At 61.5% G+C, this 14,502-nt stretch carries 11 protein-coding genes; 7 read left to right on the top strand and 4 right to left on the bottom strand.

What is annotated here, in order from left to right:
- Positions 1-69: 69 nt before the first annotated feature.
- From HMPREF1022_RS15590 to HMPREF1022_RS15555, 7 genes are all read left to right on the top strand, one after another.
- Entirely contained in the window at positions 70-1,587 is a 1,518-nt protein-coding gene (locus HMPREF1022_RS15590; RefSeq protein WP_008686167.1) for a two-component system sensor histidine kinase NtrB, read from the top strand.
- Positions 1,580-2,959 (top strand): sigma-54-dependent transcriptional regulator, encoded by a 1,380-nt coding sequence (locus tag HMPREF1022_RS15585; RefSeq protein WP_008686166.1) that lies wholly within the window; start codon positions 1,580-1,582, stop codon positions 2,957-2,959. Before HMPREF1022_RS15590 ends, HMPREF1022_RS15585 begins: the two co-directional genes overlap by 8 nt.
- A 118-nt stretch (positions 2,960-3,077) precedes the next feature.
- Positions 3,078-4,406: a sensor domain-containing diguanylate cyclase gene (locus HMPREF1022_RS15580; protein WP_009303907.1), complete on the top strand. Its 1,329-nt coding sequence runs from the start codon at positions 3,078-3,080 to the stop codon at positions 4,404-4,406.
- A 223-nt stretch (positions 4,407-4,629) separates the two neighbouring features.
- Positions 4,630-7,671: a formate dehydrogenase-N subunit alpha gene (gene fdnG / locus HMPREF1022_RS15570; protein WP_083823338.1), complete on the top strand. Its 3,042-nt coding sequence runs from the start codon at positions 4,630-4,632 to the stop codon at positions 7,669-7,671.
- Positions 7,672-7,721: 50 nt separating this feature from the next.
- The gene (locus HMPREF1022_RS15565; RefSeq protein ID WP_008686162.1) at positions 7,722-8,381 is read left to right on the top strand and encodes a 4Fe-4S dicluster domain-containing protein; all 660 of its coding nucleotides are present in this window, start codon (positions 7,722-7,724) and stop codon (positions 8,379-8,381) included.
- A gap of 89 nt (positions 8,382-8,470) precedes the next feature.
- Positions 8,471-9,442 (top strand): formate dehydrogenase accessory protein FdhE, encoded by a 972-nt coding sequence (locus tag HMPREF1022_RS15560; RefSeq protein ID WP_009303904.1) that lies wholly within the window; start codon positions 8,471-8,473, stop codon positions 9,440-9,442.
- Between the two features lie 12 nt (positions 9,443-9,454).
- Positions 9,455-9,883, top strand: a complete 429-nt coding sequence (locus tag HMPREF1022_RS15555; protein WP_009303903.1) for a cytochrome c3 family protein — start codon at positions 9,455-9,457, stop codon at positions 9,881-9,883.
- Positions 9,884-10,047: 164 nt separating this feature from the next.
- Here the strand turns inward: HMPREF1022_RS15555 and citF are convergent, their stop codons facing one another.
- The 4 genes from citF to HMPREF1022_RS15535 form a co-directional block, all read right to left on the bottom strand.
- Positions 10,048-11,607, bottom strand: coding sequence for a citrate lyase subunit alpha (gene citF / locus HMPREF1022_RS15550; RefSeq protein ID WP_008686159.1), 1,560 nt, complete (start codon positions 11,605-11,607; stop codon positions 10,048-10,050).
- 97 nt (positions 11,608-11,704) lie between these two features.
- Positions 11,705-12,397, bottom strand: a complete 693-nt coding sequence (locus HMPREF1022_RS15545) for an HpcH/HpaI aldolase/citrate lyase family protein (RefSeq protein ID WP_008686158.1) — start codon at positions 12,395-12,397, stop codon at positions 11,705-11,707.
- Positions 12,398-12,410: 13 nt separating this feature from the next.
- Positions 12,411-12,680, bottom strand: coding sequence for a citrate lyase acyl carrier protein (citD, locus tag HMPREF1022_RS15540; RefSeq protein ID WP_008686157.1), 270 nt, complete (start codon positions 12,678-12,680; stop codon positions 12,411-12,413).
- 494 nt (positions 12,681-13,174) lie between these two features.
- Positions 13,175-14,467 (bottom strand): (Fe-S)-binding protein, encoded by a 1,293-nt coding sequence (locus HMPREF1022_RS15535; RefSeq protein ID WP_009303900.1) that lies wholly within the window; start codon positions 14,465-14,467, stop codon positions 13,175-13,177.
- Positions 14,468-14,502: the final 35 nt, after the last annotated feature.

Genomic DNA, 14,502 nt, shown 5'->3' with positions numbered 1-14,502 from the left:
TCCGCAGCCGGACTTTGCCCGGCGTCACGCGGAAGTCCCCGGCGCAACACGCTGTAAGGACGGGCGCGCATGAGCGAATCAAACCATGTCTCGCCGGAAACCTGTGAATGCCGGAAACAGGCCGCGCCTGCTGAAAGCGCACTGCCGCTGAGTTATGCCCGCACCCTGTCCTGGCTGTCGCTGGTGGTCATTCTGCTGACCAGCCTGGGACTTTCGTTCTTCATTTCCAATTCGGCGCGCGAAACCCTGCTGACCCGTCAGGAGGATTTCGCGCGCCTGCTGGTGGAAAACCTCAACAGCCAGATTTTCCGGCGTTTCGCCCTGCCCACCATTCTGGCCAGCGGGCGTATCGCCCTGCGCCAGCCCACCCAGTATGAGCATCTGGACCGGGTGGTACAGTCCGTGATCCAGGGCCTGCCGGTGGAGCGGCTGCGCATCTATGATTTTTCGCGCCTGGTGGCCTATTCCACCAAGAAGGAGGATGTGGGCCGGGCGGGCCTGTCTCCGCCCAACCTGGACGACGTGCTGCACGGCGCGGCTCCCAAGTCGGAGATTATTTCCAGCATCCCGGCCTGGCAGGCTCCTTTCCGGGTGCCGCTGCGCGAGGGCACTTTTGTGTTGCGCGTGCTCTATCCCCTGCGCGGCGAGCCGTTGCGGCCGGGCGAGGACGCGCCGGTCATGGGCGCGTTGGAGCTGACCCAGGACATCACCGGCGACTATGAGCAGGTGCTGGCCTTTCAGGGCATCATTGTGGTGATGTGCCTTTTGTCCTCGGTGGTCCTGTTCGGGCTGCTGCTCATGCTCATCCACCGCGCCGAGCGGGTGCTGGCCGAGCGCATGCACAGGAACCGCCTGCTGGAAAACGAGCTGCACAGCAATGAAAAGCTCGCGGGCATGGGGCGGGTCATCGCCAGCATCGCGCACGAGATCCGCAATCCCCTGGGCATCATCCGTTCCAGCGCCGAACTGCTTCAGCGCCGCACGGACAAGGCCGATTCGGGCACGGCGCGCATTCTGGGAGCCATTTATGACGAATCCGTACGCCTTTCCCAGACGGTCAATGATTTTCTGGACTACGCCCGGCCGCGCCAGCCCCGCCAGGATCTGGTGGATGTGAATCTGGTGCTGGACCAGGTGATGGCTTTTCTGGAAGGGGAATTGGGCCGCCACGGCGTGGCCGTGGAGCGTGAAACCGAAGCCGGTCTGTTTGTGCACGGGGACAAGGATTTGCTGTACCGGGCCTTTTACAATATCCTGATCAACGGCCAGCAGGCCATGGACGGGCCGGGCATCGTGCGTATTCGCGGCGCGTTGGAACATCCGGCGCAGGAAAGCGGGCCTGGCCGCGTGCGCCTGGAATTTTTGGATTCCGGGCCGGGTTTTGATCCCGCTGTTCTGTCCAGTCTGCTGGATCCTTTCTTTACTACCAAGGACGGCGGCACGGGCCTCGGCCTGCCCATCGTCCAGTCGATCATAACCAGTCACGGCGGCCAGATCGAGCTTGAGAACGGCCCCGAGGGCGGGGCGCTGGTACGGGTGCTGCTGCCCGCCGCCGATATTGAAGCGCCTGAGGTTCAAGATGAGTGAAAAATCGCATATTCTGGTCCTGGACGACGAAAAAAATTACCTTCTGGTTCTTCAGACCCTGCTGGAGGACGAGGGATACACGGTCACGGCCATCAGCGACCCGGAAACCGCGCTGGCGTTTCTGAGCGAAAGCGAGGTGGACGTGGTGGTGACGGACATGAAAATGCCCAAGGTCACCGGCAGGGAGGTGCTGCAACGGGTCAAGAAGTCCTGGCCGTATATTCCGGTGCTGATCATGACGGCCTTCGGCTCCATCGAAAGCGCGGTGGAGGTCATGAAATACGGGGCCTTTGACTACATAACCAAGCCTTTTTCCAATGACGAGCTGCTGCTCTCCATCCACAATGCCGCGGAGCTCGCGCGCGCCCACCGCCGGTATCGCCTTCTGCAGGAAGTCATGGAAGAGCGCTACGGCGTGCATAAGATCGTGGGCCGCAGCCGGGCCATCCGCGATGTGCTGGTCATGGTGGACCGCGCCGCGCCCAGCCGCTCCACGGTGCTGATCACCGGCGAATCAGGCACGGGCAAGGAACTGGTGGCCCGGGCCATCCATTATACCAGCCCGCGCAAGGACAAGCCCTTTGTGTCCGTGAACTGCATGGCCCTGAACCCCGGCGTGCTCGAGAGCGAGCTTTTCGGCCATGAAAAGGGGTCTTTCACCGGCGCGGTGGCCATGCGCCGGGGCCGTTTTGAGCAGGCCGACGGCGGCACGCTTTTTCTGGACGAAATCGCCGAGCTGACGCCTGACCTGCAGGTCAAGTTGCTGCGCGTTCTGCAGGAACGGAAGTTCGAGCGTGTGGGCGGCGGCGAGGAGATCGAGGTGGACATCCGCGTGGTGGCGGCCACCAACAAGGATCTGGCGGCCATGGTGGAGAAGGGCACCTTCCGCGACGATCTCTATTACCGGCTGAACGTGGTCCAGGTTCCCCTGCCGCCCCTGCGCGAGCGGCGGGAGGACATCCCCCTGCTGGTGGCCCATTTCGTGGAAAAGGTCGTGGCGGACAACAACATGCCCTCCAAGACCTTCAGCACCGAGGCCCTCAATTACCTGACCGGCTACGAATGGCCGGGCAACATCCGCCAGCTGGAAAACGTGGTGGAGAGCTGCCTGGTGCTGGTGCCGGGCGCGATCATTGAGGTGGACAACCTGCCTGCGGAAATCCGCGACGAGGAATCCCAGTTCAAGAGCGCCGTGGACCTGCTGCCCGTACAGCTGGATTTGGCCGACACCCTGGAAAAAATCGAGGCCGCGCTGATACGCCGGGCCCTGGTGCGTGCCGATCTGGTGCAGGTCAAAGCGGCGGAGTATCTGGGCATTTCCAAAAGCCTTCTCCAGTACAAACTGAAAAAATACGGCATTACCGGGCATTAGGCATTTTTCGCCATTGCCGCCTTGCGAGGGAATGCTTTTTCCTCATTAAGCGTGTCGCGTGGTGCGCGCACTGGGTTCATCCGTCCGGCCATTGTTACTGACGAGAGCGAGCGACTCCGTGGATAACGATAAAAAAAGCATGCATGACGAACAGGATCTGAGATGGCTCATAGAAATGTCCAAACAGAAGGACAAGGAGCTGGAGACCGTTCTCAGCTATGCGGCGGACGGGATCGGCAAATTCGCCTGTGATCCCACCCTCACCATTCTGTACTACAATGAGGGGCTCGCGACGCTCGTCGGCACCACGCGCGGCAAAATTGAGAAGGAAGGCTTCAACAGCAGCCTCTATGTGCATCCGGATGACTTGGCGTATGTGCGGGAAAACATGGCCAAGAGCGTCGCCTCAGGCCAGACCTTCAACATGCGTTACCGACTCAGACATTTGTCCGGCAGGGATGTCTGGGTAAAGGTGACAGGCGTTTTCGCAAAGGAATTTTATCAGGGCGTTTACCCTGTCATTTACCTGATTTATACGGATATCACCGAGCTGGTCACGCTTAACGAGGAACTTGCCTGGGCCAATACGCAGCTTGAGCTCGAGGCCAACCGGTATAAAGCTTTTGCGGAACTCGTGAGCGAGTCGTTTTTTGAATATGATATTGATACGGGTCAGATGGTCTTGTTTGGCGGAAAGCGGGAGGATCCGGCGGAAATCGCCCCGCCGACCCAGCGGAATGTGGATATTTTTCTGGCCGAGTTCGCGCAACGGCGAAATTTTGAGGACATGGAGCTTCAGTTGCACGCCACTGACGGCGCTCTGACATGGCATGCCATACGAGCCGGCAGCATTGAAAAGTCGAATGAACGTTCTCTGCGCATCATCGGCACGATAAAAAATATTCAGGCCCTGAAAGACGCTGAGGCGCGGCGCGAAAGCAAAGAGCGCCAGTTGCTGCTGCAATCCCGTTGCGACCCCATGACACAACTGCTCAACCGTTCCGCCATGCAGCAGGCCATAGAGGATCAGATCAATTCGCAAACCGCGTACATGTTCTCGATCATAGACATTGATGATTTTAAATCCATCAATGACAAGCACGGCCATGTGTTCGGAGACGAAGTTCTGAAGTATGTGGCCGACATCCTCCGCAATGCGTGCCGCTCCGACGACATTACGGGCAGGCTTGGCGGCGATGAGTTTGTCATGCTCTTTCGCGCCGATTTTACCAGGGACGAGGCGGCCCGCCGTTTGGTAGCCATTATCGAGCGGATCAGGGAAGGAGTCGGCACTCTTTCCATTGAGGCCGGCGTGTCCGTAAGCATCGGCGCGATCCTCGTCACCAGGCCGGGTTTGTCGTTCCTGGACGTGTATCGCAGCGCGGATGCCGCCTTGTATGAGGCCAAGCACAAAGGCAAGAAAACCTATTCCCTTGACGTCTATTGACGCCGCCGCGTCGTCCCCGCCGAGTTCCGAGCACGGACCGTGGCGGAGCGTAAAATCCGCTTCCCTCCTTGCGTCGTTGTTTATTTTGGCATAACGTACCCCTATATGTTTTTTCAGGCATATTGCGAGGAATATGCGCTTCGGACCGCCCGGAACAGATCGGGCGCTTCCGGCGCATATGACTTTCAAGGGAACCGTTCATGCTCCAACAAGGAGATGCCTTATGCGCTGTTCTCGGCGAAATTTTTTGAAACTCGCGGGCGTGGGCACCTTGTGCCTGACCCTCGGACAACTGGGGGTCAACCTGGATGAGGCGCTGGCCTACTCCAGGTCGCTCAAGATTGAGGGCGCCAAGGAAGTGGTGACGATCTGTCCCTTCTGCGCCGTTTGCTGTCAGGTCATCGCCTATGTGCGGGACGGCAAGCTCGTGTCCACGGAGGGGGATCCGGATTTTCCGGTCAACGAGGGCGCGCTCTGCGCCAAGGGCGCGGCCCTGTACAGCATGTACACCAACGACCATCGGCTGAAAAAGCCTCTGTACCGCGCCCCGCACGGCGACACCTGGGAAGAGAAGGACTGGGACTGGACCCTGGACCAGATCGCCCGGCGCGTGAAGGATGCCCGCGACAAGGACATGATTCTGAAAAACGCGCAGGGGCAGACGGTCAACCGTCTGGAAAGCATTTTCATGATGGGTACCTCGCACGCCTCCAACGAGGAATGCGCGGTGATCCATCAAGCTATGCGCGGCCTGGGTGTTGTCCATATGGACCACCAGGCCCGGGTCTGACACAGCCCCACAGTTGCGGCTCTGGCAGAGTCGTTCGGACGCGGTGCTATGACCAACCACTGGATCGACATCAAGAATGCCGATGCGGTGCTTATTATCGGCAGCAATGCCGCTGAACATCATCCTGTCGCCTTCAAGTGGATCATGCGGGCCAAAGACAAGGGCGCGGTGCTCATGCACGTGGACCCCAAGTTCTCGCGTACTTCGGCCCGTTGCGATTTTCATGTGCCCCTGCGCTCGGGCACGGACATCGCCTTCCTCGGCGGCATGGTCAATTACATCATTCAGTCGGAGAGCTATCTCAAGGATTACGTTCTCAACTACACCAACGCCTCCTTTGTGGTGGGCAAGGACTACGCCTTTGAGGACGGGCTGTTCAGCGGGTATGACCCGAAAACCCGCAGCTACGACCGGAGCAAATGGGCCTTTGAGAAAGGCCCGGACGGCGCGCCCGTGCGCGACGCCGCCCTGCGGAACGAGCGTTGCGTCTTCAATCTGATGAAGAAGCACTACGCCCGCTATACCCTGAAGAACGTCTCGGACGTGACCGGCGTTTCCGAAAAGAACCTCATGCGGGTGTACGAGGCCTTCTGCGCCACGGGCAAGCCGGACAAGGCCGGAACCATCCTCTACGCCTTGGGCTGGACCCAGCACACGGTGGGCGTGCAGAATATCCGCACCTCCACCCTGGTACAGTTGCTGCTGGGCAACATCGGCGTGGCGGGCGGCGGCATCAATGCCCTGCGCGGCGAGCCCAATGTGCAGGGCTCCACGGATCACGCCCTGCTGTACAACATCCTGCCGGGCTATATCGCCCTGCCCCTGGCCCAGTGGCAGACCCTGGAGGAGTTCAACAAGGCCAATACCCCGGTCACGGCGCTGAAAAACAGCGCCAACTGGTGGGGCAACCGGCCCAAGTACTTTGCCAGCCTGCTCAAGGGCTGGTTCGGCGACGAAGCCACGCCGGAAAACGACTTCTGCTACGGGCTGCTGCCCAAGGGGGAAGCGGGCGTCGATTATTCCTACATGTACGTCATGGACAGGATGCTCCACGGCGAGATCAAGGGCGGCTTCATTTTCGGCGTCAACCCCATGAACAGCTTCCCCAATACCAACAAGATGCGCGTGGCCCTGGACAATCTGGAGTGGCTGGTCTGTTCGGAACTGCACCATTCGGAAACCACGGACAACTGGCGGCGTCCCGGCGCGGATCCCAAGGAGAAAAAGACCGAAGTCTTTTTGCTGCCTTCGGCTCACCGCGTGGAAAAGGAAGGCACCATCAGCAACAGCGGCCGCTGGCTGCTCTGGTTCGACAAGGCCGTGGAACCCGGCGGCGAGGCCCGCAACTTCGCGGACATCTTCGTGCCGCTGGTCAACCGGATCCGCGCGCTGTACACGGCCGAGGGCGGCACGCTGCCCGAACCGCTGCTCAAGCTGAACTGGCCTGAAACATTTGACGCCGAGGAATGGACCCGCCGCATCAACGGCCTGTACTGGGCCGACGCCAAGGTCGGCAACAAGACCTACAAGCGCGGCCAGCTGGTGCCCGCGTTCGGCCAGTTGAAAGAGGACGGCTCCACCTCCTCCCTGAACTGGCTGTACTGCGGCAGCTATACGGAAGAGGAGGGCAACAAGTCCAAACGCCGCGACCCCAGCCAGACGCCCATGCAGGCGGCCATCGGCCTGTTCCCCAACTGGTCGTGGTGCTGGCCGGTGAACCGGCGCATCCTCTACAACCGCGCTTCGGTGGATCTGAACGGCCAGCCGCTTAATCCCGCAAAACCCGTGATCAAGTGGGACGGCAAGAAATGGGTGGGCGACGTGCCCGACGGCCCGTGGCCGCCGCAGGCCGACGCCGAAAAGGGCAAACTGGCCTTTATCATGACCACGGACGGCTATGCCCAGCTCTACGGCACGGGCCGCCTGGACGGCCCCTTCCCCGAACATTACGAGCCCGCGGAAACGCCTCTGGCCCGGCATCCGTTCTCCGGCCAGCTGCGCAGCCCGGTCTACAAGTTCCATTCGTCCGAACTGGACAAGTTCGCCGAAGCGGCCGACCCGCGCTATCCCATTGTGCTGACCACCTACAGCCTGACGGAACACTGGTGCGGCGGCGGCGAAACGCGCAATGTGCCCAACCTGCTGGAAACCGAACCCCAGCTCTATATTGAAATGAGCCACGATCTGGCCAAGGAGAAAGGCATCAAGAACGGCGACGGCGTCATCATTGAAAGCGCGCGCGGGCGCGTGGAGGCCATCGCCATGGTCACCATCCGTATCCGGCCCTTCACGGTCATGGGCAAAACGGTCCACCTGGTGGGCATGCCCTTTGCCTTCGGCTGGACCACGCCCAAATGCGGCGACTCCACCAACCGTCTGACCGTGACGGCCTATGATCCGAACACGACCATTCCCGAAACCAAAGCCTGTTGCGTGAACATCCGCAAGGCCGATACGTTGACGGAAATCGCCTGACCCGAATGGCGGGCGCGTCCGCAGGGGCGCGCCCGCCAAGGAGCATTGCAATGCCGAAAGCCTTTTTAGTCGACACCACGCGGTGCACGGCATGTCGCGGCTGCCAGGTGGCCTGCAAGGAATGGCACGATCTGCCGGCCAATGCCACAAAACAGCGCGGCACGCATCAGAATCCCCCGGATCTCAATCCCTACAACTACAAAATCGTGCGTTTTCACGAGCATCTGAACGCGGCGGGCGACGTGGTCTGGAATTTCTTTCCCGATCAGTGCCGTCACTGCTTGACGCCCGTGTGCGTGGACGTGGCGGATATGGCCGTGCCCGGCGCAATGGTCAAGGACGCCAAGACCGGCGCGGTTCTGGCCACGGACAAATCCGCCGGCCTCAACGCCGAGGACGCGCGGGCCATCACCGAGGCCTGCCCGTACAACATTCCCCGTTATGACGCCGCGGCCAAGCGCATCACCAAGTGCGACATGTGCATCGACCGGGTGGAGGCGGGGCTGCCGCCCATGTGCGTCAAAACCTGTCCCACCGGGGCCATGGTCTTTGACGAGCGCGACGCCCTGCTGACCCTGGCGCAACAGCGGCTGGCCGCAGCCAGGGAACGCTTCCCCAAGGCGCATCTGGTCGATGTGGAGGACGTAAGCGTCATTTACCTGCTGGCGGAAGAAAAAGAACACTATTACGAGCACGCCTCCTTTATGTAGGGCGGCGTACACGGCGGCGCGCCGGACATATCCGCGCGCCGCCTTTACCTTCGGCGAAGGCCGGAGCCTTCGCGTTTTGAGGAGCAGACATGGCAGCATCCTGTCAGAACGTGGCCCGGACCCTGGCGGCCGTGGCCGCGCGCCGTCCCGCACTGGAGCCTGTGCTGCGGGCTTTTGAGGACGTGCTGATCGCCCGCGCGGCCCTGGCCGCGGAATTGAGCGCGGAGCGGGCGGACGCGGCGGGCATGGCGGAAGACGGCGGGCCGCGCCTGCCGGACTGGAGCGGAGAGCGGGCCGAGCAGGGTCGGAGCCTTCTGGCGGGCGTGCCTCTGACCGGGCTGCGCGCTGCCGTGCGCAGGACAGCGGAGACCCTGCTTCCCCTGCTCTGCGCCAAGGGGGATGTGGCCGCCCACAAGGCGGCTCTGGAGGCCTTTTTCCTGGCCCCGGCGCAGTCCCGGAGAGACAGGCGCGACGCCCTGGCCGAAGCCGTGCTGGCCGGGGACGCCTCGACTTTCCAGCGTCTGGCGGCCGAAGCGGGCCTGCCTCCCGAGGTGTTGGAATTCGTGGCGGAATTCGTCCTGTCTCCGCCCTTGCGGGCTTTGGCCGACCAAGCCGGGCGGGCCGGACAAAACGCTCCCTGGGATGAGGCCGGGGCGTGGCGGCAGGGCTATTGTCCGGTCTGTTCTTCCTTTCCGGTCATGGGTTGGCTGGACAAGCCCGCTTTTGACGAGAAAAACGCCTTTCTTTCCGGCGGCGGCGGGAAAAAACATCTGTATTGCTCCCTGTGCGGCACAAGCTGGACGTTCCGGCGTGGGGCCTGCCCGGCCTGCGGCGAGGAGGGCAACGGGGTTATGGAAATTCTGCGCGAAAGCGGCAAGTCCAGGGGCGAGCGGCTTGATTGGTGCATCAAGTGCAAAAGCTATTGTCCCACAGTGGATCTGCGCGAATGCGGCGGGGTTCCGGACATGGACGCCATGGCCCTGGGCATGATGCATCTGGACATGGTGGCGGCGCGCAAAGGCCTGAGCCCGCTCAAGGCTTCCTTTTGGAATCTTTTTTAACAGGAGCATCCCATGCAGTATCTGTTTATCGCCCTGTTTGCGTTTTCCCTGCTGTGTGCCGGTCCGGCTCAGGCAGGGGGGGAAAGCCGGGGGAATCTGAGCAACATCAAGAAGCCCATCGAGCTCAACGGCGGCACCTCCAAGCGCATGTTCGTGACGTTTAACCATTCCTCGCACAAGGGCGTCAAATGCCGCACCTGCCATCATGAAGGGCTGCCGAAAGACCGTTACGCCTCCTGTACCAACGAGGAGTGCCATTCCATCAAGGGAGCGCGCGAGCGCGACACCATGAGTCTGTTCATGGCTTATCATTCCCCGGATACGGACCGCTCCTGCTATGGCTGCCACCGTAAGCTGGCGGGAAAATACCCCAATTTCAAAGGCTGCCGCCCCTGCCATATGAGCCCGCAGGCCCGCGAGGCGGCTGCCGCGAAAAAGTAAGTTCTTCAGGGAGTAGGTAACTTTCAAAGTTGACCTGCGTTAACACAGAAGGCGCGCGGAAATTCCGCGCGCCTTCTGTGTGCCGAAAACCGGGCGGGGTGTCAGCGCCCGGCCGGAGGGAATGCAATGGTATTGCTCCCGGCGGCATGCCGGGAGGCTTGTCCTTACTTGGGCTGCCTGACCACGTCGATGACCGTGCCGTCGCGGTATTCCACCACGCCCACGATCCTGTCGGTAAACTCGATGGGATCGGGCTTGCCTGCCAGTTTGTCGCCGATTTCCTTGAGTTTCTGGATGTCCATGATCGGCAGCTTGGAATCTTTCAGCTTTTCCAGCAAATCGGTCCGACGGGGGTTGATGGCGATGCCCCGGTCCGTGACCAGGGCGTCGATGGTTTCGCCGGGGCTGGTCACGGTGGTGACGTGATCGCGCAGCACGCAGAGGCGGCCCTTGAGCAGATTGGTGACCACAATGGAGATCTTGCTGCCCGCCGCCGTGTCGTTGTGCCCGCCGGAAGCGCCCATGATGGTGCCGTCCGAGCCGGTGACCACGTTGACGTTGAAGTCCGTGTCGATTTCCGTGGCGCCCAGGATCATGATGTCCAGATTGTTGACCACCGGACCGCAGTTGTGCGGGTTGCCGTACAGCGAGCCGCTCATGGCCATATGTTTGGGATTGCTGCCCGCCGAGGCCACGGAAACCAGATCGAAGTCCTGCACGTCGAAGAGCGCGCGGAACAGGCCCTCATTGAGCATTTCCACAAAGTAGGCGGTGATGCCGCCCGCGCCGAAAGAACCCACCACGCCCTTGGCCTGCATGCGTTTCTTGATTTCCGCGGCCACGGCCAGGGAAGTGCCGCCCGCGCCGGTCTGGCAGGACATGCCTTCCTTGATGTAGCCGGTCGCGTCAATAAGTTCGGCGGCGGCAGCGGCGATCTTCAGGCCAATGGGATCGGACGTGACCTTGGTGGTGCCGGAGACGATGCCGTTGGGGTCGCCGATGGAATCCACCACGACCACGTAGTCCACGAAATCCTGGGAGATTTCAATGGGGCAGGCCGGGTAGGGCACCAGGTTGTCGGTCACGGCCACCACTTGGTCGGCGTACTGGGCGTCGGGATAGATGTAGGACAGCACGCCGCAGGCGGATTTGCCCTGGGTGCCGTTGATGTTGCCGTAATCGTCGCAGCAGGGCGCGGCGATGAAGGCCACGTCCACATGCAGGTCGCCCGCTTCCACGGCGCGCGGGCGGCCGCCGTGGCTGCGGAAGACCGCCGGTTTGGGCAGCAGGCCCTTGGTGATGGCCTTGGCTACCGGGCCGGGCGAAATGTAGTTGACCGAAATGGCGGTGATGACGCCGGATTTGATATACTCCACCAGCGGCTCGTGGCAGGCGAAAATGCCGGTGGCCGCCACGTGGATGTCCTTGATGCCCTTGTCGGCAATGACCTTCATGACCATGTTGGTCACATAGTCGCCATTGCGCAGATGGTGGTGAAAGGACACGGTCATGCCGTCCTTGAGGCCGGTTTTTTCCACGGCCTCCTCGATGGAGGCCAGCAGCTTGGCGTCGCCGGATTCCAGTTTGTCGCCGGGCTTGACCGAACGGCGGGTGATGGTGGTCCTGGTTCTGGAATCGATGCTGGCGTAGGCGCCTTTGAACGGCTTTACCTGACCATAGCCCTCGATGAATTCGGGGATTTCACGGCCGAGGATATTTTTCATGCTCTTTTCCCTTTTCCGTTATCTGGATGCTTGCTGCCCGGGCGCGTCAGTATGGCTTCGCGCTGCGGGCGGACGGGCCGCCGGAGAGGTCGGGACGTCAGGCGAAAATTTCGTTGATCAGCGGCACCTGCCCGCCGTTGACCGCCAGCTTGCCGGTAAAGCCCAGGGCTCGGGCATTGCGGGCGTCGGCTTCAAAACCGGCGCGATCCTTGGCGTCGTACCAGGGCCGGTCAATGGCCGGAACTTCGGCCGCCCGGCAGGCCAGGGCCACCTTGCTGCGGGCGTGGAGAATCTGCATGGCGTCGCCGGTGTCGGCCACGCCCAGATCTTTCAGGAAATTCGCGGCATTGAACACCACGGCGGCGATCCTGGGGCAGGAAGCCAGCAGGGCGTTGATGTTCTCCACGGCGGCCACGGATTCCACAGTGGGAACCAGTTTGACGGAGCCGGGCGCGAAGCCGTTTTCAGCTTCCAGCGCGGCAACGGCGGCATCCGCCTTGAGCAGGCTTTCCGCATCGGCCCGCGGCAGGATGAAGGCCTGGGGCTTGCCCTTACCCGCCACGGCAATGTCTTCCGTGCCGCCTTCGGACAGGGGATTCACGCGCACAAAGACGCCGCTGTCCCCGAAATCGAAAAAGGCCAGGGCTTCCTGCAACAGTAGGCGCGCGGCGTCCTTGTCGGCCGTTCCCACGGCTTCATGCAGGTCATAGGCCACGGCGTCGGCACCGTAGAGCGTGGAATTGAGCAGGGCTTTGGGGTCGTTGCCGTTGATGAGCAAAATGCTTTTCATGCTGCCGACTCCTTTACACGGCCCGCTGGATGGCGGCGCGGACTCTGGCTTTGATGGTGCAGTCAAGAGCGCCGTTGTCCTTGGCGCTGATCCGGGCGTTTTCCACGCCGTTTTCCTCGGCGGTTTTCCGGATCAGTTCCCTGATCTGTCTGCCGAACTGCTTGAGGATGACCGATTTGCCGCTCAGTTCGATCTGAAGGCCCGGTTCCTCGGCGGGGGCGACGGTCACGAGAATGTCGCCGCTTTCAGCGGCTCCGGCTTCGCCTGTTTTATTCAGTTTCATTGACTGTCTCCTGAAGGTTGCCTGTCGAGGGAAGAGGTTGCGTCAAAGCGCGTTATGACCGGGTATTGCAGGGAACGTCGGGCGTTGAGCCGCAACATTGCCGCCGGAAAAGGCCTCCTGGACAGTTCGCGCTTATCGGTCTCTGGGCCGGAGATTGGAATCAGGGGGCTGCCGCTCCTCTCCGGCAACGTGGAAAGCGGCGCGGGCATTGCTTTTGTCGGCGCGACGGAAATCAGGAGCCGCCTAGGGCTGTGCCGCGCCGATGGGCGGCTGATTTTTGTGCTTTTCCGCTCTGCGGCTCCTCCGCCAATGCGGCGCAAAGCCTGTGGAGCGGGGGCTTGTGTGGAGTAAAAAGCGCGGTTCGTTTCAGCAGTTGGCGGCTATGCCGCCTTAGATAAAGCCAGCCTCGAACGAAGCCGCATGGTAAAAGAACCGATTTAGAAACAGCCCCGGTAAGGCCGCCCCCCCGTCAGCGGGGGGAGCGGCCTTGGTTTTCAGCGCAGGGAGTCCGCGTAGATTTCAATAGTGTGTTTGACTTTGACCGAGTCGCGGTTACGGGCGAGCATGTCCGAGATCTGCATCATGCAGGCCGGACAGCCCATGGCCACCACTTCGGCGCCGCTGGCCACGATATTGTCGCGTTTGCGCTGGCCGATCTTGGCGGAAAGCTCGGGCTGGGTCAGGGTGAAGGTGCCGCCGCAGCCGCAGCAGTGGTCGGCTTCCTTCATGGGCACGAGCTGGTAATCCCGGTTCATATTGATGAGATCCTTGGGCTGTTTGCTGACGCGCAGGGATTTCATCAGATGGCAGGATTCATGGTAGGCGACCTTGGTCTTGCCCTGGCCCGCGCCCTCAGGCGGCGTGACCTTGAGCACGTCCACCACAAAGGCGTTGATGTCCATGGCCTTTTCGCCCAGTGAGCGGGCGAAGTCGCGCTGGGCCGGGGTGAGACCCTCGGCGTTCCGCCAGTGTTCCTTGATGGTGGCGGTGCAGGATGAGCAGGGCGTGACGATATAGTCGAACTTGCTCTTGCTGAACACGTCCAGATTGTAGCGGGCCAGTTTGCCGAAGCTCTTCAGGTCGCCGGAAGTCAGCGCCGGAATGCCGCAGCAGGCCTGATTGTCGGGCATGTAGACGCCCACGCCGTGATATTCGAAGACCTTCAGGCAGGCTTCGGCCATGTCGGTGTAGATCTTGTCGCCCATGCAGCCGGGGAAGAAGGCGACCCGCAGGCCACTTTTTCCGGCCGGGGTGTCGCGGGCGCCCAGTTTGGCCGACAGCGTCTTTTTGGCCAGCATGGGGATATGCCGCTCACCGATGAAAGCCTTGAACATGGGCACACAGGCCGTATTCTGCGGCGAATTGTCCTTCTTGATGAACAGGCCCTGGAAGGGCGAGCTGACTTTCATCAAGGTGTTGAGCAGTTTCGGATTGGGCAGCAGGGTACGGAAAATAGCTTTTTTGAGGGGCGAAAGCCCCAGATAGCTGACCACAATGGCGCGCGCTTCAAGGAAGATCTCCATCGTGGGCGCGCCTGCCGGGCAGCTGAAGTTGCAGCCGCCGCAGAGAAGGCAGCGGGAGAGCCGCTCGTAAACGGCCTCAGGGTTCTGAATGACAAGGTGGGCCAGGTTTTCCACAAGGGCGATTTTGCCTCGGGTTACGTCGCCCTCTTCGCCGGTTTCGTCAAAAACCGGGCAGAAGGCCTGGCAGAAGCCGCATTTCATGCAGGAGACCAGCTTGTCGTCCAGAGCCATCAACGAATTGGCAAGCCTGGTAAGATCGTTCATGCTCCAGCCCCTGTGCCGGACGGAAAATGTCTGCC

Origin of the sequence: Desulfovibrio sp. 6_1_46AFAA (assembly GCF_000224635.1) — a bacterium.
Lineage (GTDB): Bacteria > Desulfobacterota > Desulfovibrionia > Desulfovibrionales > Desulfovibrionaceae > Desulfovibrio > Desulfovibrio fairfieldensis.
This window is presented reverse-complemented; position numbering and strand designations above follow the sequence as displayed.